The 17,662-nt window shown below is 65.0% G+C and carries 22 protein-coding genes; 8 read left to right on the top strand and 14 right to left on the bottom strand.

Annotated elements, in window-relative coordinates:
• Position 1: 1 nt before the first annotated feature.
• The 8 genes from FHS98_RS17150 to FHS98_RS17115 all read right to left on the bottom strand — a co-directional run bounded on the left by FHS98_RS17150 (position 2) and on the right by FHS98_RS17115 (position 6,733).
• The gene (locus tag FHS98_RS17150) at positions 2–427 is read right to left on the bottom strand and encodes a GPW/gp25 family protein (RefSeq protein ID WP_167108101.1); all 426 of its coding nucleotides are present in this window, start codon (positions 425–427) and stop codon (positions 2–4) included.
• A 69-nt stretch (positions 428–496) separates the two neighbouring features.
• Entirely contained in the window at positions 497–1,090 is a 594-nt protein-coding gene (locus FHS98_RS17145; RefSeq protein ID WP_167108098.1) for a phage baseplate assembly protein V, read from the bottom strand.
• 28 nt (positions 1,091–1,118) lie between these two features.
• Positions 1,119–2,273, bottom strand: a complete 1,155-nt coding sequence (locus FHS98_RS17140) for a phage late control D family protein (protein ID WP_167108095.1) — start codon at positions 2,271–2,273, stop codon at positions 1,119–1,121.
• Positions 2,270–2,719: a baseplate wedge protein 53 gene (locus tag FHS98_RS17135; RefSeq protein ID WP_167108092.1), complete on the bottom strand. Its 450-nt coding sequence runs from the start codon at positions 2,717–2,719 to the stop codon at positions 2,270–2,272. Before FHS98_RS17135 ends, FHS98_RS17140 begins: the two co-directional genes overlap by 4 nt.
• Positions 2,716–3,366 carry a hypothetical protein gene (locus tag FHS98_RS17130; RefSeq protein WP_167108089.1) on the bottom strand — a complete coding sequence of 217 codons (651 nt, stop codon included), beginning with the start codon at positions 3,364–3,366 and terminating at the stop codon, positions 2,716–2,718. Before FHS98_RS17130 ends, FHS98_RS17135 begins: the two co-directional genes overlap by 4 nt.
• Complete coding sequence (locus tag FHS98_RS17125; RefSeq protein ID WP_167108086.1) at positions 3,363–3,542, bottom strand: hypothetical protein; 180 nt, start codon at positions 3,540–3,542, stop codon at positions 3,363–3,365. The genes FHS98_RS17130 and FHS98_RS17125 overlap by 4 nt, the downstream gene beginning before the upstream one ends.
• On the bottom strand, positions 3,539–5,509 hold the full coding sequence (locus FHS98_RS17120) for an ATP-binding protein (protein ID WP_167108083.1): 1,971 nt from the start codon (positions 5,507–5,509) through the stop codon (positions 3,539–3,541). Before FHS98_RS17120 ends, FHS98_RS17125 begins: the two co-directional genes overlap by 4 nt.
• Before the next feature lie 3 nt (positions 5,510–5,512).
• A complete protein-coding gene (locus FHS98_RS17115) occupies positions 5,513–6,733 on the bottom strand; it encodes a Pvc16 family protein (RefSeq protein ID WP_425057360.1) in 1,221 nt (406 codons plus the stop codon).
• 579 nt (positions 6,734–7,312) lie between these two features.
• Between FHS98_RS17115 and FHS98_RS17110 the strand changes: the two genes are divergently transcribed.
• Positions 7,313–7,666, top strand: coding sequence for a hypothetical protein (locus tag FHS98_RS17110; RefSeq protein WP_167108077.1), 354 nt, complete (start codon positions 7,313–7,315; stop codon positions 7,664–7,666).
• 24 nt (positions 7,667–7,690) lie between these two features.
• Entirely contained in the window at positions 7,691–8,188 is a 498-nt protein-coding gene (locus FHS98_RS18700; protein WP_208402345.1) for a hypothetical protein, read from the top strand.
• 94 nt (positions 8,189–8,282) lie between these two features.
• On the opposite strand, the gene FHS98_RS17105 is transcribed toward FHS98_RS18700, so the two are convergent.
• From FHS98_RS17105 to FHS98_RS17095, 3 genes are all read right to left on the bottom strand, one after another.
• Positions 8,283–8,708: a hypothetical protein gene (locus FHS98_RS17105; protein ID WP_167108074.1), complete on the bottom strand. Its 426-nt coding sequence runs from the start codon at positions 8,706–8,708 to the stop codon at positions 8,283–8,285.
• Positions 8,709–9,013: 305 nt separating this feature from the next.
• Positions 9,014–9,526, bottom strand: coding sequence for a phage tail protein (locus FHS98_RS17100; RefSeq protein WP_167108072.1), 513 nt, complete (start codon positions 9,524–9,526; stop codon positions 9,014–9,016).
• Positions 9,527–9,537: 11 nt separating this feature from the next.
• Positions 9,538–11,562: a phage tail sheath family protein gene (locus FHS98_RS17095; RefSeq protein ID WP_167108069.1), complete on the bottom strand. Its 2,025-nt coding sequence runs from the start codon at positions 11,560–11,562 to the stop codon at positions 9,538–9,540.
• Positions 11,563–11,764: 202 nt separating this feature from the next.
• Here FHS98_RS17095 and FHS98_RS17090 point away from each other — a divergent pair, with 202 nt between their 5' ends.
• The 4 genes from FHS98_RS17090 (at position 11,765) to FHS98_RS17075 (ending at position 13,593) form a co-directional block, all read left to right on the top strand.
• Positions 11,765–12,319: a hypothetical protein gene (locus FHS98_RS17090; protein ID WP_167108066.1), complete on the top strand. Its 555-nt coding sequence runs from the start codon at positions 11,765–11,767 to the stop codon at positions 12,317–12,319.
• Between the two features lie 103 nt (positions 12,320–12,422).
• Positions 12,423–12,782 carry a hypothetical protein gene (locus tag FHS98_RS17085; protein ID WP_167108064.1) on the top strand — a complete coding sequence of 120 codons (360 nt, stop codon included), beginning with the start codon at positions 12,423–12,425 and terminating at the stop codon, positions 12,780–12,782.
• A 33-nt stretch (positions 12,783–12,815) separates the two neighbouring features.
• Entirely contained in the window at positions 12,816–13,187 is a 372-nt protein-coding gene (locus FHS98_RS17080; RefSeq protein ID WP_167108061.1) for a hypothetical protein, read from the top strand.
• 13 nt (positions 13,188–13,200) lie between these two features.
• The gene (locus tag FHS98_RS17075) at positions 13,201–13,593 is read left to right on the top strand and encodes a DUF4280 domain-containing protein (RefSeq protein WP_167108058.1); all 393 of its coding nucleotides are present in this window, start codon (positions 13,201–13,203) and stop codon (positions 13,591–13,593) included.
• 91 nt (positions 13,594–13,684) lie between these two features.
• Here the strand turns inward: FHS98_RS17075 and FHS98_RS17070 are convergent, their stop codons facing one another.
• Positions 13,685–14,233 carry an ester cyclase gene (locus FHS98_RS17070; RefSeq protein WP_167108055.1) on the bottom strand — a complete coding sequence of 183 codons (549 nt, stop codon included), beginning with the start codon at positions 14,231–14,233 and terminating at the stop codon, positions 13,685–13,687.
• Between the two features lie 11 nt (positions 14,234–14,244).
• On the bottom strand, positions 14,245–14,943 hold the full coding sequence (locus FHS98_RS17065; protein WP_167108052.1) for an SDR family oxidoreductase: 699 nt from the start codon (positions 14,941–14,943) through the stop codon (positions 14,245–14,247).
• Between the two features lie 171 nt (positions 14,944–15,114).
• Between FHS98_RS17065 and FHS98_RS17060 the strand changes: the two genes are divergently transcribed.
• The gene (locus tag FHS98_RS17060) at positions 15,115–16,011 is read left to right on the top strand and encodes a LysR family transcriptional regulator (protein WP_167108049.1); all 897 of its coding nucleotides are present in this window, start codon (positions 15,115–15,117) and stop codon (positions 16,009–16,011) included.
• 21 nt (positions 16,012–16,032) lie between these two features.
• Here the strand turns inward: FHS98_RS17060 and FHS98_RS17055 are convergent, their stop codons facing one another.
• Positions 16,033–17,145: a Gfo/Idh/MocA family protein gene (locus FHS98_RS17055; protein ID WP_167108046.1), complete on the bottom strand. Its 1,113-nt coding sequence runs from the start codon at positions 17,143–17,145 to the stop codon at positions 16,033–16,035.
• Between the two features lie 116 nt (positions 17,146–17,261).
• Here FHS98_RS17055 and FHS98_RS17050 point away from each other — a divergent pair, with 116 nt between their 5' ends.
• On the top strand, positions 17,262–17,633 hold the full coding sequence (locus FHS98_RS17050) for a winged helix-turn-helix transcriptional regulator (RefSeq protein ID WP_167108043.1): 372 nt from the start codon (positions 17,262–17,264) through the stop codon (positions 17,631–17,633).
• Positions 17,634–17,662 lie beyond the last annotated feature (29 nt).

Raw genomic sequence — 17,662 nt, 5'->3', positions numbered from 1 at the left:
TTCAATACTCCTCGATCGAGGCGGAAGCGCCGCCGCCGCTGCCCTGCGGGTTTGCGGCATAGCCGGGAAGCGGGACGGTGACCGACGAGGCTCCGGCCGTCTGGCTGTGGGTGACGAAATAGGTCAGATCGACGGTCACGGCTTCGTTGCCGAGGCTGACGCTCAGGGTATTGATGGCGATCGCGTCGCCCAGGAACTGGAGCAGCTTGCCGCGCACCAACGTCTCGGCCGCGCTCGCCAGACCGGCATCCATGCCGGAAAAGACAAGTTGTCGGAGGCCCGCGCCAAAATCGGGCCGGTTCACACGTTCGCCGGGGTTGGTTTCGAGAACCAGCAGGATCAGATTTTGAATATAGGTCGGAAGATCCGTTGTCGCGGTCTGTCCGGCCCCGTCGATCTGATAGGGAAAGCTGAGATACCCGGTCATCTGACTTGGAACGACCCTCCTTGGCGGCGATATGGAGCGTCGAATGCGCGACGCGTGGCAGCGAACCGATCAGAGCACGGTAAGGCCTCCTTCGTTGATGGTGACTTCGGGTTCGACGCCGTTAATCATCGCGGAGCCGTGCGCGACCGTGAAACCTTCCATCGTCACCGCGAGTGTCGCGGGTTCGGCAAGGATGTTGACGCCCGATTCATTCATGGTGATGCGGATCTCGGCGAGGCTGATCGTCACGCCCGTGCTCGATCCGCTGACCACCACCGGCACGGCCACCGCGGGATCGCTGACCGTGAGGGTGAACCCCCCTTCGCCCGGCAGGTCGTTGAACAGGAGCTTGCCCGAGCTTGTCTGAATCATGCGCATCGTCGGCAACTCGGCCTCGATCGGGCGCTCGCCCTCTCGCCAGAAGCAACCCGCCCATATCGGATAATCCGTGTCGCCGCCTTCGAACTCGACCCAGATCGCGCCTCCGACAGGCGGCATCATGTAGAAACCGACCTGCATCCCGGCATAAGGGACGCACGGCATGGCCCAGGCCGTCATCACTTCGCCAAGGACCATGGGCACCATGACCTGGAGCCGGCCGAGCATCAGCGGGTCTTCGTTGTCGACCACGACCCCGCGATACTTGCCCCAGAACTGCTTCATCACGCTCTCCTCGTGGGGGGCGGGGGCCTCATGGCACCACCACCGGAAGCAGGGGATCGGTGCCGTCGCGTTCGAGCTTGAAGCCGAGCCTGTAGGCGTTGCGCTGAAGCTTGTGATGCACCTCGGCGACATTCCAGTTGCCGTCGAAGGTGATCCCGGCGCCGCGTACGCCGACAAGCCCGCCGGCACGAAGGATCGCGCCATATTTGGCGACATCGAGCTCGCCCTCGGCGCGCGCCACGGCGGTGGACGATCTGTTGACGCGGCCCTGGGCGAAACCCATCGCGCGGATTTCGTCGAAACCGTCCGATCCGGTCGGCAATCGCATACCAAGCAGCGATGAGAGCGGGTAAGGGCTCTTCAGCGCGAGCGGCGGGAGAAATGTCGGTTCGAGGGCCATGATCGGCAGCGCCGGCGTTGCCTCGAGAGGCCCCGGTATCAATCCCGAGACCTGGAATGCCGCGCGTCCATCCTGCATGAACACCAGTTGGTCCACATTGCTGAAGGTGCTGTTCCCGACGGTCAGGGCGGGAGCGGGAACACCGACCCGCCGGGGAGGCCCCCAATAGGCGGTGTTGGTGAACGGAACCGCCCCTGGGCGCAGGGTGAATACATAACCGTAGCGGTTTGCGAGCGCGTACAGATATTCAAGGTCGGTGCCGTGCTGGACAGGCGTGCGCTGGACGATCGTCGGAAAGTCGGATTCGACAGGCGGGATCGTCTCCGGGACGATCGCGAACCGCTCATATTGTGCGAGGATCTCGAGAACGATGAGCTCATCGTCCATGTCGGGATAGCCGCGAATCTTCTCGGTGAGGTCCATCGCGACGCTCAGGTCCGCGCCGCTAATCACGATGCGGCTCTGGTTGGGATTGCGCGTGGGGTCGAGCCAGATGTCGGTAATCAGCCCGTCCATCAGCACCGTGGGCAACGCCGCCTGCATGGCCATGATGAGCACGCGGTTGCCCGGAGCGAAGCGGCCGTCGGAGAGAACCTCCACCTCCATGCCGTTGCCGTCGTCGGTGCGTTGCGCCCCGAAGGTGATGCGGAACGCCGCCTGCCCGTCCGCAACCTCGGTCACTTCGGCGTCGATCAGCAACTCCGCGAGAGCGGGACCGATCGGGGTCGGCACCTCCTGGTTGCCGGCCAGGATCGAGAGCTGGACGCCGACCGGGAAGCTCATGGCAGTTCCTCGCCGTCGTCCGTGCGATCAACGGGGGCCGCGGCCGTGCCGCGCCGCGATGCCTGTGGTTGATCGAATGGATTGCTGCCCTGGCCGACCACCGCCGGAACGACGATCTTGCGCCCGGGGACCGCGCACAGCATGGCAGGATCGCTGGCGTTATTCGCTTCGAGCAACATCCAATAGAGCATCGGATTGCCGAGCAATTTGGCCGCGATGTTGTCGAGCCGGTCGCCAGCGAGGATGGTGTAGCTGGTCTGCGGCTTGAAGCTGCTCGCGAGCGGCAGGATCGTGCGCGCAAGATAGGGGATCGCTTCCGTCGCATCGCCGGTGACGACGGGGGACGAGCCCGACACCGCCACATGGCGAACGCGCGTGCGCACGAGCTTGCCTGGCGCGGCGTGCTCGATCTGGATCGGATAGCGGGTGATAGGACGGGACGTCATCTGAGCGACGCCGCCGAAATCATGCTCGCACCACTCTGCACCGTACCGAGCGCAGACATCAGCTCACGCTCCGCCAGATTGGCGAGATAAAGGTAAAATCCCGTCTGGTTGGGAGAAAAATCCTGATAGGTCAGGACTTTCATATCCATTGTCACTTGCGCGTCAATCGGGTTCAGGCGGGTGTCGTGCATCGTCTCGGTGACGCTGTAGCTCGTGATCTGGACGGGAAGAACGCGTTGCGGACCCCACACGAATATGGTGAGCGGCGATTCCGGGGGCACGATCTCCAGGATGCCGAGTGCCATCTGGGTGAGGCTCTGCAGCACGGAGCTCGTTGTCGGGAATAGCATCATCTCGAGCGTGGCGAGCTGGGGATGGATTCCGAACGCCATCGCCGTCGCATCGTTATTCTCGAGCTGGTCGACCGCACTGATCCGGGCGGTCATCTGGATCGTCTCGATGGCGGGGCCAGCCAGCAGGTTGGTGCCGGTCGGTGTGTCGCCAGTCTTCTCGAAATCGGGATGGAGCTGGCGTGTGAGCTCGGCGGGATTGTACTGGAGCATAATCAGCCGGGGGACCGGGATCGTGCCGCCCATGCTGATGAGGGCCGCCTTCAGGATATTGGGACTGTTGGGATAGGGCGTCATCGTGGATATCCCCGCTCGCGCAATTTCGCCTCGATCGTGCGGGCGATGACGCGCCGGACATGGTCCCGCTGGCCGGCGTCGAGCCTGGCGAGGGCGGCGCGCAGGCGAGGATCGCGTGCAATCGCGGCATCGACCTGCGCCGAGATGGCGGCGGGTGGGGGAGCCGCGCGCGTCAAGCCGGCCAGTCCGCGAGTTCGGCCGGCGGGATGCGTCGCCGCTGCTTGGCATATTCGCTTTCGAGTGCCCGCGCGATATGCCCCATCGAGATGGCGCGCTCCTCGTCGGCGGCGAGCATCGCGGCGTTGATCGAGACCACGCGGATCTGCCCGCCGGTCAGCGTCAGCCGCGCGAGCCGGTCCCAGTCGAGGCTTGTCGCGGGCGCTTCGGCCGGAAAGGCGCCGCGCCAGATGCGCGATCGTTCGTCCAGCGATGGAAATTCGAAGTGCAGGCTGAATGCGAACCGGCGCGCGAAGGCGTCGTCGATCGCGTTGGCGAGGTTGGTGGTCAGGATCGCGATACCGCGGAACGACTCGATCCGCTGGAGCAGATAGCCCACTTCGAGATTGGCATAATGGTCGTGGGAATCGCGCACCTCGGTGCGCCGGCCAAAGAGCACATCGGCCTCGTCGAACAGCAGGATCGCGTCGGTGGCATCCGCCGCGTCAAACAGCGCCGCGAGCCGTTTTTCGGTCTCGCCGATATATTTGTCGACGATCCGCGACAGGTCGACACGGAACAGGTCGAGCGAGAGCGCATGGGCAAGCGCTTCCGCCGCGAGCGTCTTTCCCGTGCCGCTTGGCCCCGCGAAGAGTACGCTCATCCCGCGGGCTCCGCCGCCTGCGCGCGCAAATCCCCATTCATCCATGACTCGACCGCGGTTGCGCTGGCGGGCGATGATCTGATCGAGGACGGCGCGCGCGCTCTGCGGAACCACGAGATCGTCCAGCGTCATTCGGACGGGAACCCGATCGGCAAGGCCACCCATCGCTTCGCGCACCTGATCGCGCAGCAACGGCAACATTTCGGCAAGCAGGGTCTCGGATGGCACCGAGGGGCCTGCTTCCCCCGTCTTCGCGCGGGCCACGGTCGCGCAGCTCTCCAGGGTCGGCAAGGGCAGCCGAAAGCGCGCCGCGATGTCGCGCAGTTCGGGCGTGGTCTCCTGGCCGAGCCGGGCGGCGAGATGCTCGGCGACCTCGCCCGGGTCCGTCCTCGGGAGCGACATGCGGATCACCGCTCCCGGCGCGCGTTCGGCGATCGACTGCCCGGCCGCTCCCACAAGGAAAAGCGGCCCACGTCCTTCGGCGAGTAGCCGTGAAATGGCATTGAGCTGAAATTCGCCCGGTGGTTCCTCGAAGGAGACGACCAGCGCGCCACCGAGCGCGAGCCGGTCCCGCTGCCAGAGACGAAACACGCCGTCGCGCTCGGCATCGATCGTGAGGCGAACGAGTGGCAGGTGAAAGGGCAGAAAGCCGAGCAGCTTCGCGGCCCCCGCTGCGACGCCGAGCGCACGCCGGCTTGGCTCTGTTGCCAGATGGAGAGCGGCATCGGCGCCGGACAGGCGCGCCGTCCGGGCGACATGACCCGCGAGAGTCTCGTCGGAGGGCAATTGCGGGACGGCCTCAAGGGGACGGATGATGTCCGCGAGCGCGTCGTCGATCACCGGTTGCCCCACGAGGAATGACAGAACGGCATCCGGGACGCCGAAGCGAAACTGAAGCCGGCTGCCCGGGCGCGTCGTTTCGACCGTGATGAGGTGCCAGAAGCGTAACGGAGCGCTAGGCGCGAAGACCGCTTGCGAGGCGCCGTCGAGATCCGCGAACACCGCGAGCGCCAGCAGGGTGGTGGGGGTGTTCGCGGTGGGATCGCCTTGGGCGAGAGCGCATAAACTGGCCATGTCGGGTGAGATTTCGAAGCCGGCGGCCAGTGCGATGACAGCCAGCTCGAACGGCGTCAGCGCGTACCAGCCCGCCAGTGCGTCCAGCGCCGATCCATCGATGGATGGGCCAAGATCGACGCCGCGTGCGGTGCCGGGCGGATGATGCCCACCGGGGCGTGATCGTGCCCGCGCATAATCCTCCATCATCCGCTCGACCGCGCTGACCGCAGCCTGCAAGCGCGCGACATGGATGCTGGGCTCGGCCATCGCTCAGGCTCCGGGGACCATGACGCGCGGTCCGGTGTAGGTGCCGTCGCTCCAGTCGAGCAGGCTCGCGACGCCGTCGATTTCGATGCTCACGAGATAGTTGCCCGCGATCACGCCCGTGAGCGGCGCGGCCAGCATCGTCGCGGCCGTCGTCCGCGGCAGGCACGGGATCCGATATGATGTCGATTTTGTGCCCGCGGCAAAAAGCAGCACGACGGGGGTCTTTTCCGCCGGCACCGGCAGCGCCATTGGGAGGTCCAACTGTTTGCCGTCGCCGCTCAGGGCCGGAGCGCCTGCGAACGCCGGGACGATGCTTGTGGTGAAAACGGGAGATTCCGCGACGATCGACTGCGCGTCCGGGCCGCGCTTCACGATCTTGACCGTGAGGGCGCCTGCCATCAGCGGAGCAGGCTGCCCGACCGTGAGATCCACCAGCAGGGCGGAATAGCCCTGCGCGTCGTAGCCGATCCGAACGCCCTCGGCCGGAATCCCGTTCATCAGCACCGAAAGCCCGGGCTGCCCTGGATCGGGAATACGCACCGCCATGGTGCCCCCGCCGCTGATCGGGAGTTCGGGATCGGACGCGTTGACAACATCCGTGATGGCGATCGACCGAGACGGTATGGCGCGCAATCCGATACGGCGGACAGGCAGCACGGGTTCGACCGGCAGCTTATATTCGATCGCGATCGGGGTGGCCGTGTAGAGCTGGGTGAGCTGATAGGGCACGTCGACGAACTCGGACCACAACCGCGCCATCGCATCGGGCAGCATGTTGAGCGGCGTGATGAGGATTTCATCGCTTGGCAGTTGCGGATCGCCGCCGCCGAGCCACGGCGTGGTCGCTATCGCCGAACGCAGCATATCGCGCGGGATATAGGGTTCTGCGTTGAGCCCACCTGCGACCATGCCGAGGAGGCGCTGGGGATCGAGGCGCGCGTCGTCGCCGAAGAAGGTTATCATGTAGTCGAGGTTGAGCTTGAGGACGGGAGACTGCTTCGCCGCCCCGAGAGGGCCGCGCGTCGGCAGGTCATCGTTCGAGACGAAGCCGTTCCGCGCGGTACGGAACAGATACAGATTGACGAAAGGGTCGCCCGTGCGAAGGGCGTCCGATCCCGGATTGAGGGTGGTCACCCGCGCCCCCGGTATCGCATCGCCGATGAACATGTGAAGCCGATCGGCGATGGCGACGGTGCAGGCCGCGATCGAGAAGCCGGAATTCATGCGTCAGGCCCCCCGCGCGTCCTGGTTTTCAGGGGCGGTGGCTGCGGGCGTCTGGCGGACGAGCGCGAACGCGGCATTTCGATATCGATCCGACCGATGTCTATGCGCAGCTCGCCTGCGGGCGCGGGAGGGCGCCGGGAAGCCTGCCGCGATCCGGGGGCCGCTCCTTCCGCGTCCAGGGCTTGCAATGCGGGCGGATAGGCGCGCACGCGTGGCTGCTCGGGGCCGGTCGCCGACGGTCGGTCAGGAGTCGGCGGTATCGGAGCGGGCACGGAAAGGCCGTTTCCGGGATTTTCACCGCGATGAGCAGGCATGGGCGCTGTGGCGCGTGCGGACGAGACGGACACAGCCTTATGGTCCGGGACAGGCGGATCGCCGCTTTCCTTGCCTGCCAAGGCTGCCCTCGTTTCGTGCGGCTCCCGGTGAGTGCGCGTCCGGGCCGCGATCGTCTGGCGCTGCGCCGGCATGTTCCCGTCTGGCGCTACCGGGTTCGCTGCCTGCCGGTGGCGCAAGGGCAGGGGAGCGGGCGCCCCATCGGGTCTTGCGACGGGATTTCGTTGGGAGTGCGAAGGAGCGGGCGTGTCGTCGAAGGATAAGGGAGAGCCGGCGCGGGCTTGCGCCGCACTTTCGGCAGGCGGCGTGGTAGACGCCATCGAGCCGGCATCATGGGTTTGCGGGCGCGGCACCGCATTGCCGCGCCGCTGGTCGATGGATGTGGACGGCGTCCCGGCCGGCGAATGGGGTGCCGTGGGCAAGACGCGCGCGCGCCTCGTCGGGGCCTCGGCCGAGGACAGGATGCCGGTCGGAGCGGCCGACGCTGTTGTGCTGTGGGCCTCGGCGATCGCGTGCCCCGGAGGCACGGCGTCCTGCTTCGCGGGATCAACCGGAGCTCGAATGTCCGTGGGTTCCAAGCGCGGCGCGTCGAGCTTTTGAGGAGATCGCAAGCCGGCATTCGGCATGTCGGCCGAGGGCGGGGAAGCGGGGCGCATCTCTCCCCGCGAGGTGGCGCGCCTATCCTGTGTGGAAGCCGCCGATCCCGCGACTGGCATGGCGGCCGCCTTGCGCTGCACGACAGGCGCGGTCGCCGGTCTGGACGATGGGATGGCCTGCGGTGCCGATGCTTGTCTTGCCGGGGCGGTCGCAACCTCGGTCCTTGGTGACGATCCCGTGTCCGGGCCAATATCGGGATCGGGATTCCTCGAGGCCGGCCGGAATAGCGCGTCGGTGCTCCCGGTTGCCGATGGCGGCGTTATTGCGTCGGCCGGGGGTGTCGCTCCACCCGGTCCCGCAAATTGCGTCCGGGACAGGCTGGTCGGCGAAGGCGGGTTCGCGACCGTCGGCAGCATCGCGGATGCGTCATGCGTGCTGGCAGGTGGTGTCGCCGTCGTGCGCGTGGCCCGATGCGCCGATATTTGCTCGGGCGACTGCGCCTCGGCATCCGGCCATGCTTCCTGATAGTCCGCGGCCGGCGCAAATCGATAGCCGATCCGGCGGTCCAGCACGACAGGACTGGCTTGCGCGCGCGCCGTCAGGCGAGAAAGCATGTCGCTCATTGCTGGAGCCGCGCGAGATAGGCGCGTCGCCGGTCCTGGCCGAGGGCAAGGATCGCGCCTTCGCTCCAATGATAGGCCTGAGCGAGCAGATGGATTTCGTCGAGAAGCGCCTCCGCGGCACCCTCGATCTCGCGTGCCAGAACATTGGCGATATCGATCGGGGCGTCCCATTCGCACGCGCATTCCGCGCAACGCAGCATGGCATAAGGGTCTCCAGCCGGATCGATCCGCGCGATCACGGCGCCGATCGCATCGACGTCCGCCGCTTCCAGCAGGATTGGGGGTTCTTCGCCTTCAGGGGGGACGAGGCAGCGTCGGGCGAGCTCGATGCGCGCCTCCTCCGCGTCGGGGATCTGGCCGATGGCGGCGAGGTCGATGCTGTTGATCGGTCGAACATCGAAGCGACGGCCATCGATCGTCACGTCGCATGAAGGAGAGTCCGTGGCCCGCTCGATCGCAAGCAGAGCCGTGGCCGTTGTCGCGACGTCGAGCCGGGCAGCGCATTGCGGGCATGTCGCCGAAAGCTCAATCCGATCGCCGAACATGGCCTGCCTCAGCGCGAGGATCGATGCGTCGCGTGTTCCGATCGGGAGCGCGGCGCACGCCTCGAACGACTGTTCCGTCATCCCGAGCGTAGCCAGATAGATGCCTTTATCGGGCACCCCGCTGCCGCGGCATATCGATGCGGCATCCAGCAGCTCGGTGGCGCTTAGCGGAAGCACGAACATCAGTAGCTGGGCGGGGGCGGAACCTTGACGCTGGCATCGCGCTCCCAGCCCTCATTCTGCAGCACGAGCGTCTGGATCGCCACGGCATTCGAACTCGAATCGAGCTCGGGCATGGCGGTATATTCGGAAGGCCAGCAATTGTAGATGTTGTATGCGTATACCAACTGGCCGGCCGCATTGTAGAATTCGAGGGTGATATTGCGGCGGAAATTGGCAAGCGAGCTCTCCATTCCCTGGCCGGCTCGATAGTTCCAGACCTGGCTCGCCCATGTTTCGAATTCGAGATCCTGCGTCATTCCACGTTCGAGTGTGATGGGCTCGAACTTGGTCTGACCAGGAAGCACGCGATTCGTGCTGGGGTCGCCGCCTTCACGGAAGGGTGTCGCCTCGGTGCTTCGGCGCAGCGCGCTGCACTTGCTGAGGCCGGCGACATATTTGCCCTGCCATTTGATGCGGAATTTGAAGTTCAGATACGGATCGGGCGACTGGCTGGTCGACGAGACGCTCGGCATGGGTTGCTATCCTAGCTCGAAGACTGTCCGGCCATCTGCTGCAAGCTGATGACGACGAATTCCGCGGGTTTGACCGGCGCGAACAGGATCAGGATGTTGACGATGCCGTTGTCCATATCCTCCGGCGTCGTGGTCGATTCATCGCAGACCACCTGATAAGCCTGTGAGGGGGTCGCACCGACGAACGCGCCCTGCAGGTAGAGCGGATGCAGGAACGCATTCACGCTCAGCCGGATCTGCGCCCACAGCGCTGCATCGTTGGGCTCGAATACGACCCATTGCAGGCCCTGGATCAGGCTCTGCTCGAGATAGAGGGTCAGCCGGCGGACCGAGATATATTTCCAGTCGTCATCGGCCACATTCGCCGCCGCCAGAGTGCGCGCACCCCATGCGATATTGTCATAGGTCGGGAAGGTGCGCAGCGCGTTGATCCCGAGCGGGTTGATCTGCCCGTTCTCCTGGTCGTTCATGACGTAGGCGAGCTGCTGGACACCCGCCAGCGGGGCGGTGATCCCCGCCGGCGCCTTCCAGACGCCGCGGTTGACGTCGGTCAGCGCGTAGATGCCCGCGAGCGTGCCGCTCCCGCCGAGGGCCAGGAGCTGCGTGGAAAACGGTGTCGGAATCTGGATCTGTGGCCAATAGGTCGCGCCACTGATGATGCCCGACCCAAAAGTTCCCGGCGTGCTCGTCGCCCAGGCGACAGCGCCAGAGGGCGTCGTGACCGTCTGCGGCATGTCGAGGATGGCGAAAGCCTTGCGCTGGATCGCATAGTTGAGCGTCGCCGTTGCCGATGTGAGATAGTCCGATGTGCCCATCGACGCCATGTCGGCGACCACCAGGATATTCACGACGCGCATCGCATCGAGCGAGTAGATGCCGGTGCGATTGGTCGAATTGCCGGCGATGTCGAACCCGGTGGGCGGCAGCCCGTCGGGATTGGCAGGCAAGGGAGCTGGCGGGTTCAGTTGCTGCGCCTGATAATTGATCGACTGGACGGTGAACAGCGAGGTCGGGTTGGATGTGATGCCCAGCAGATAGTTCGCGAAGCCCGGATCGGGAATCCATATCTGAACAAGCTGCGCCTGCGTTCCGTTCGACGACACGAACGGAGACAGGCAACTGCGCACCTGCGCTCCGGCCAGGCTGGGATAGCCGAGCGCGCCTGCGGCATTCGAGATCGCGCTCTGGATTGCGGCGATCAGATCGGCGACCGTGGTGATCGTGAAGGTCACGTTGAGCGTCGACTGGACCGAGGGCGGCGGCTTGGTCGGATCGGAACCCGGCGGTTGCACGGTCACGGTGAAGGTGGCCGTCACCGGATTTTTGGGCGGCGTGAAGTTGAGGATCGTGCCGCTCGCGAAAGGCACCAGCACCGATGGCGTGGACGTGAGGGCGGGCACGGCCAACAGGGCGCTATTCTGATAGCCCGACTGCATCACCTCGACGATCGAGTTGGTCTGGCTCACATCGAGCGTGACCGCCGGTACGCTCTGCGTCTGCACGACACTATAGCTGCTGCTCGACGAATTGCTGTTGCTCGTGATCGAATAGAGCGTCGCGGTCATGTTGAACGTGTTGGGCTTGTTGGTCATGTAATCGACCACGACGAACACGTTCTGACCCCATGTCCCTGGATTCTGGGAGTCGATTTCAACCAGATTGGTTCCAGTTGTGGGCGTCAGGCCCTTGCCGCCTCCACCCCCGCCGCCCGTACTCGAAGGCGGTGGCGCGCCCGTCAACTGGGTCTTGGGTTGTACCGGTGGTGCCGAACTCGCGCATACGCGGCTGACCCAGGCCTCGGTTCCCCCGTTCAGGAAAAATTGCGATACTTGGAAACTCGTGGTGCTGTTGGGGTCCAATCCACCGAAAACACGCTGGAAATCGCCGAAATTCAGGCATTGCACGGGCGTGTTCATCGGACCTCTGGTCAGATATCCCACAAACGCCGTGATCGAGGTCGCAACCCCCGAGATCGTGTGCGTGCCGCTCGGCAGCTCCTGCACATATACGCCCGGATACGTTAGCTGAAGCGCCATTTGACTCCCCAATACCCGGATGAGAATCGGTATTCCACCGCATTGCAATCTAAACGGTGCTAACTCCGGCTCCGTTGTGGTTGACGAGATGCGGGCTCGTCAATAGTCTAATTCATATCGACTCCATTTACGCTCCGCCTTTATTTCGGGTGGTGGCGATTGCACCTGGCCATTCAATATAGACGGCGAGAGGGCGTTGCATATGTCGGCCGATAGCACCGCATTATTGCATCATGCGCTCGACATCACATTTTATGATTTACCATCGAACGCTGTGATCCGGCTCGATTTTCCTGGCAGTGCCGGCGCCATGATCCCCATGACGCTCGCCACGCCGGCCGTGCGCCTCGGCGCGAGCTATGGGAGCGGGGGCATGGCTGTCAGCGGCTTCGCCCTGACGCCGCGCAGGCTGGAGTTCGAACTCGACAATGCGCCGGCTTCGCTGCCCCTGCTCGTCCATGTCCTTAGCAGAAGCAGCTTCGTCTACGGCTGGTTGCAAGTGCCCGGCGGCGTGCAGGTGTCGATCGCCACATCCGTTGAGAGAATCCGGTTCGTTGGTCCGGGATATTGGGCTTTGCCACTGGTCCAGTCCGATGGTCGCGAAAGCTCCGTCGTCAAGCCGACGCCGACGGCCAAGCTGGAGCCCGCGCCCTCCACGGCGATGCCCGCACCTGCGGAGGCATCCGGGGCGAAGCAAAAATCGACGCCGGCTTCGGTGTCCGACGCCAAATCCGCGGGATCCGCTGTTGCGAGCTGATCCTGTCCAATCGAGATCATGGATCAACAAATCCGCGCTAAGGCGATCGCGGGGTTATATGCAGTAAACATCGCCTCCGTTTGTGTAGAGAAAGGAATGTCTGATGGCTATGAGCGAAATCACGATCAGCTTTCAAAATGCCACGCTGACGTCTGACACGTCGCAGATCATCATTAAGGCTGGTAATTTTGCGCTTGATGCGACCAGCGCCTTGACAATGTCGGGGACGATCAGCTTTTCTTCGCTCTACGTCACGTCCGGCGCGATCAATTTCAACGTCCAGTCGGGCACCTCGTTCAACGCGAACGTTGTAACGCCGGTGAACGCCCCGGGTGGAGCGCCGGTGCTCGAGGTGACGAACTTCGCGGGCACCGTGACCGTGACCTGGCCGACCTCGTCGGGGCTCCAGACCCAGTCCGTCCGATCGGGCGATCCGATCACGCTGAACGACTTTGCGAACTAAGCCGTAGACGAACCCGCAATAAGGAATCTCCCGGTGAATCCATTGGTGACGATCGACTTCGCCGGGGGCGTTGCGGCGACCAGCCTGGTTCAGATTATTCTGGATCAGGCGGTCATCGCGCCTGGTGTCAACCAGGGGGTGACGACCGCCGTCGGTGCATTTACGAACCTGGCGGTCTGGCCCGATCAGGTGGCGTTTGCGACATCTGTCGGCGGGATGTTTGACGGTACGCTGTCGCTGGCTCTTAGCTTGGGGGCGGAGGATCCAACGGTCACGCTGAACAATCTGGTGCCGTCGGCGAAGGGCGAAGCCGCAACGATCACCTGGCCTACCGCATCCGGGCCGGAGATACAGATACTGACGCCCGGCAACCCGCTGACGCTCAGCGGGATCATAGCCAGCTAGGCAGGCGTCTCCGATGCCTCAGTTGGTCAGCCTCGGCTCGGTGCTTTCCTGCAGTTTCGGTGCCGCCCCGATGCCGATGATCGTTCCGCCTGAGGTTCCCGTGCTCGCGGACATGCTTCCCGCCGCGACCATTTTCGATTTTGTGCCGCTCGAGAATATTCCGTCATTCGGCATGTGCTCGAGTCTGGCCAACCCGGAAGTCGCCACGGCGACCGCGCTTGCCGAAGGCGTATTGACGCCGATGCCCTGCATTCCCGTGACAACCTCGCCCTGGTTCCCCGGCGCGCCCGGAGTTCTGCTCGAGGGTATGCCTGCATTATGTACCGGATCCATGTGTCTATGCGATTGGCTCGGCGAGATCACGATCGATGAACCGGGGCAGGAGAGCGCGGCGACCAATTTCTGAAGTTGTCGACAACGCAAAAAGCGATGAACCGCCATTTCGGTTTTGATCGTGAATCCCGCGAACGAATAATGCGGGAGAGAGAAAAAATCGGTCAGGATTTGGGCAGCACGCCGATCTGCTGGAGGAAGGTGAGATTATCCTCCAGGTGCCAGTTGTCGGTGATTTTGCCGCCCTGCACGCGCAGGATGTCGGTGGCGATGAAGTCGATCGGCTGGCCCTTGCCCCGCACGTCCTTGAAGAATCCGGTGAAATGCCCGGTGAAGCGCAGGTGCGAGACGATGCGATCACCGACGACGAGGCGCTGCACCACCTCCATCTTCAGGTCCGGCACCGCGGTGAGAAAGCCTCTGGACGCCGTTGCCGGGCCGCTTGGCCCCTGCGGCCGGCCGGCGGGAAGCGTGTGGTCGATGAACTTCGGCGACAGCGCCTCGCCGAGCAGCTTCGGGCTGCCGTTGATCCAGAAACCGTAGAAGGCGTCCACCGGCTTCAGCAGCGCGGCCCGACGCGCGGCGGAGATGTCGGGGGCGACGATCAGTTCGCGCGGCTTCGCCATGGCGAGCGCGGTCGCGTCGTTCACCTGCGCCGCGATGGCGGGCGTGGCGACGGCCAGGGCAAGGGCGGAGAAAAGAAGGATGCGCATGATCCGGCTCCTCAGGCGATGGTGCCGCCGCCGTCGACCGTGACGGTCGAACCGGTGGCGAAGCGATTGGTGGCGACGAACAGGATGGCGTCGGCGATATCCTCCGGCTGGCCGACGCGCCGCGCCGGGAGCTTCGCCGCGGTGCGCTCGAACATGCCCTCGCGATCGATGGCGACCATGCCGGACCAGAGCGGCGTATCGATCAGCCCGGGCGAGACCGTGTTGACGCGGACCGGCGCCTTCTCCAGCGCGAGGCCACGCGCCAGCGCATCCAGTGCCGCGTTGATGGCGCCCTGCAACACCGACATCGGGCTCGGGCGGTGGGAGAGGAAGCCCGAGACGAAGGTGAGCGAGCCGCCTTCGTTGATCTTCGCGGCGCGGGCGATGCGATAGGCGCCCCAGAACTTGCTCTCCATCGATGCCTTGGCGGCATCCAGGGCCAGTCCCCCGACCGGGCCGGATTTGGTCGCGGCGGCCGTCACGACGACATGATCGAAGGGGGCGGTGTCGGCGAAGAAGGCCTCCACCGCGTCATTGTCGAGGAAGTCGAGCGTGGCGATCTCGCTGCCCACGCCTTCCAGCTTCGTCGTATCGCGGCCGGTCGCCACCACATAGGCGCCGGCGGCCCTGAACGCCTCCGCCGTCGCCCGGCCGATGCCGCCGCCGGCGCCGACGATCAGAACACGCTGTCCGCTGAGATGGGTCTTCATGGTCATCACTCCTGAAATCAGGCTGCCGATCCGGGCAGGGCGGTGAGGCTGGGCGAGACGCGGTGATAGACCGGCGTCGTCCCACCCTGATGACCGGAATATCCTCTCTTGCTGAGGAAACGATAAGCCATCAAAGGATCGACATACTGTTGAACGGCAGTGGAGAGTGGGATGTTGGACGATCTCAACGAACTGAAGACGTTCCGTGAAATCCTCCACCGTGGCAGCCTGTCCGCCGCTGCGCGCAGCCTTGGCGTGGCGCTCACCGTCGTGAGCAAGCGGCTGGCGACCCTGGAGCGGCGGACGGGCACGCGACTCATCAACCGTACCACGCGCGCCCTCTCTCCGACCGAGGAGGGCGCGAGACTGCTGGTCGATATCGAGCGCGCGCTCGATGCGATCGCGGTCGGCGAGGAGCGGCTGGCCAGCGGGCGTGACGAGCCGGTCGGCAGGTTGCGCATCAGCGCGCCTGTCGCGTTCGGGCGCCGGCATGTCGCGCCAGCGCTGGCCACGCTGGTGACGCGCTATCCCCGGCTTTCGGCGTCGCTGCTGCTCGATGATCGGCTGGTCGATCTGGTGGGCGAGGGGATCGACGCGACGATCCGTATCGGCCTTCCGGCGGACAGCTCGGCGATGATGCGCAAGCTGGCCGACAATCGCCGCATTCTGGTCGCCTCGCCGGCGTATCTCGATCGCGCCGGGCGCCCTTCCACCCCCATGGAGATGCAGGGCCATGCTTTTCTGCGCTATGGCGACGCCACGCTGCCATGGCGGCTGACCGGCCTGGACGGCGAACAGGTGGACATCGAGGCGATGGCACGCCTCCACGCCGATAATGGCGACGTGGTCCATGACTGGGCCCTTGCCGGCATGGGGATCATGCTGAAATCCGAGCTCGATGTGGTGGGAGACATGCAGGCGGGGCTTCTCGAACGCCTGCTGCCCCAATGGGATGGAGGCCAAAGCCCGGTGGTGGCGCTCTACCCCTCCGCACGGCATCTTCCGTTGAAAACGCGGGTTTTCCTGGATGAAATGGCCACGAGACTGGCGGGATTGCCACGGGGGTGAACCGGGCGCCGCCCATCACGGTCAGCCCTCGTCGCCGAGCATTTGCGTGCCGCCGCTGACGGCGGCTCGGCCGATGCGATCGAGCGTTTTGTGGAGGCGCAACGCATGTGCGAAATCCGGCGCCGTCATGGCGGGCGCACCGCGCCGGATGTCTTGCGCGAAGGCCGCGTAAAGGCGGGCCACGTTCGCGGCCGGTCCGTCTATCGGCGTGGTGAATGGCGCATGGGCGGTCGGGATCGGAAGAGGCGTGACGTCGGTGTCCTCGCCGCGCCCGCCGAACAGGCTCGGTGCCAGAACCTGCATGTTCCCGATCGGCGAGGTCAGCAGCAGATCGCCCTCGCTGCCGTTGATCTCCCATCGGAAATTCTCGCCGCGCGACGTGCCGCCCCGATAGAAGATCGACGCCACGGCTCCGCTCTCCAGCCTTCCGGCGATGGCGAGATGATCCGGCGTGGTGGAGGCGATCTCTTCGCCGGTATCGACAAGCCGGATCGTGGGATTGCGAACCGCGCTCACCGCCCGGACATCGGCCAGATCGCCCAGCACGAATTGCAGCGCGTCGAGCGCGTGCATGACGGGGACGGACAGCAGGGACGCATTGCTCGCCGCGTCGAACATATAGGCGTGCGCGCTGTCGCTCTTGGCCGTCCATGCGATGCCGGAACCGACGATCGTCGTGCCCAGCACCTTGCCGACATAGCCTTGCCGGACGAGATCGCGGGCATGGCGGATCGAGGGCGCCATCCGCCCCTGCAGGCCGATCAGGTTGCCGAGGCCGGTCCGCGCGGCCTGCCCGGCCAGATCGGTCGCCTCCGCGATATCGACGCCGAGCGGCCATTCGGACATGACCATCTTGCCCGCCGCGAACGCCTCCGAGACGAGCGTGTGGTGGTGGGCGAGCTTCACCGTCACCACCACCAGATCGACGTCCGGCCTGGCGATCAGCGCGGATGCTTCGCTGGTTGCCGGCGCGCCATAGGCCTCTCCGGCGGCCTTCGCCGATGCCTCGCTGGAGGTCGCGACCGCGCGCAATTCATAATCCGGCAAATGGGCCAGCGCCGGAAGATGAGCCGCCACCGCCCAGCCCGGACGCAAGGGGCTCGCCCCGATGATGCCGACACCGATTTTCCGCATGGAACCACCTTCTGCTTGATCGGCAGCCCAAATATCCTTTCGTTACCCGGCGTAAAGAATGCACTTTGGCGTAACCAGGTATCCTGAAGGCAACCTCCCGAGAGTGGCATGGCGCGATGAAACCCGATGGCAGCGATTTCGATCGTCTCCTGCTCGATCAGATCGCCGATCGCTGGAGCATCCTCGTACTGGGGGCGATCTGCGCCGCCGGCGGCTCGCTCCGCTTCAACCAGCTCAGGCGCACGGTGTCGAACATCGCGCAGAAGACGCTGACCCAGTGCCTTCGGCGTCTGGAGCGTAACGGGATCGTCGAACGCCGGCTCATCGACAGCTCGCCGCCCGGCGTGGAATATGTGGTGACGCCCTTGGGGCGATCGCTGGATAAGCCGTTTGCGGCGCTCAATGCCTGGACGGCCGAGCACGCGCAGGATGTCCGCAGGGCGCAGGCGATATTCGATGAGCGATACGGCTTGGGGAGCGAGCCTTGAGCGGTTTGCGCCATGCCGGTCATTTGAAC

It is taken from the genome of Sphingomonas oligoaromativorans (assembly GCF_011762195.1).
GTDB lineage: Bacteria > Pseudomonadota > Alphaproteobacteria > Sphingomonadales > Sphingomonadaceae > Solisphingomonas > Solisphingomonas oligoaromativorans.
This window is presented reverse-complemented; position numbering and strand designations above follow the sequence as displayed.

What these genes read in the sequence shown, in the direction of transcription:
- FHS98_RS17150 (WP_167108101.1), bottom strand. Translation starts at nt 427, where the DNA reads ATGACCGGGTATCTCAGCTTTCCCTATCAGATCGACGGGGCCGGACAG.
- FHS98_RS17145 (WP_167108098.1), bottom strand. Translation starts at nt 1,090, where the DNA reads ATGAAGCAGTTCTGGGGCAAGTATCGCGGGGTCGTGGTCGACAACGAA.
- FHS98_RS17140 (WP_167108095.1), bottom strand. Translation starts at nt 2,273, where the DNA reads ATGAGCTTCCCGGTCGGCGTCCAGCTCTCGATCCTGGCCGGCAACCAG.
- FHS98_RS17135 (WP_167108092.1), bottom strand. Translation starts at nt 2,719, where the DNA reads ATGACGTCCCGTCCTATCACCCGCTATCCGATCCAGATCGAGCACGCC.
- FHS98_RS17130 (WP_167108089.1), bottom strand. Translation starts at nt 3,366, where the DNA reads ATGACGCCCTATCCCAACAGTCCCAATATCCTGAAGGCGGCCCTCATC.
- FHS98_RS17120 (WP_167108083.1), bottom strand. Translation starts at nt 5,509, where the DNA reads ATGGCCGAGCCCAGCATCCATGTCGCGCGCTTGCAGGCTGCGGTCAGC.
- FHS98_RS17115 (WP_425057360.1), bottom strand. Translation starts at nt 6,733, where the DNA reads ATGAATTCCGGCTTCTCGATCGCGGCCTGCACCGTCGCCATCGCCGAT.
- FHS98_RS18700 (WP_208402345.1), top strand. Translation starts at nt 7,691, where the DNA reads ATGTCGGCCGAGGGCGGGGAAGCGGGGCGCATCTCTCCCCGCGAGGTG.
- FHS98_RS17100 (WP_167108072.1), bottom strand. Translation starts at nt 9,526, where the DNA reads ATGCCGAGCGTCTCGTCGACCAGCCAGTCGCCCGATCCGTATCTGAAC.
- FHS98_RS17095 (WP_167108069.1), bottom strand. Translation starts at nt 11,562, where the DNA reads ATGGCGCTTCAGCTAACGTATCCGGGCGTATATGTGCAGGAGCTGCCG.
- FHS98_RS17090 (WP_167108066.1), top strand. Translation starts at nt 11,765, where the DNA reads ATGTCGGCCGATAGCACCGCATTATTGCATCATGCGCTCGACATCACA.
- FHS98_RS17085 (WP_167108064.1), top strand. Translation starts at nt 12,423, where the DNA reads ATGGCTATGAGCGAAATCACGATCAGCTTTCAAAATGCCACGCTGACG.
- FHS98_RS17075 (WP_167108058.1), top strand. Translation starts at nt 13,201, where the DNA reads ATGCCTCAGTTGGTCAGCCTCGGCTCGGTGCTTTCCTGCAGTTTCGGT.
- FHS98_RS17070 (WP_167108055.1), bottom strand. Translation starts at nt 14,233, where the DNA reads ATGCGCATCCTTCTTTTCTCCGCCCTTGCCCTGGCCGTCGCCACGCCC.
- FHS98_RS17065 (WP_167108052.1), bottom strand. Translation starts at nt 14,943, where the DNA reads ATGAAGACCCATCTCAGCGGACAGCGTGTTCTGATCGTCGGCGCCGGC.
- FHS98_RS17060 (WP_167108049.1), top strand. Translation starts at nt 15,115, where the DNA reads ATGTTGGACGATCTCAACGAACTGAAGACGTTCCGTGAAATCCTCCAC.
- FHS98_RS17055 (WP_167108046.1), bottom strand. Translation starts at nt 17,145, where the DNA reads ATGCGGAAAATCGGTGTCGGCATCATCGGGGCGAGCCCCTTGCGTCCG.
- FHS98_RS17050 (WP_167108043.1), top strand. Translation starts at nt 17,262, where the DNA reads ATGAAACCCGATGGCAGCGATTTCGATCGTCTCCTGCTCGATCAGATC.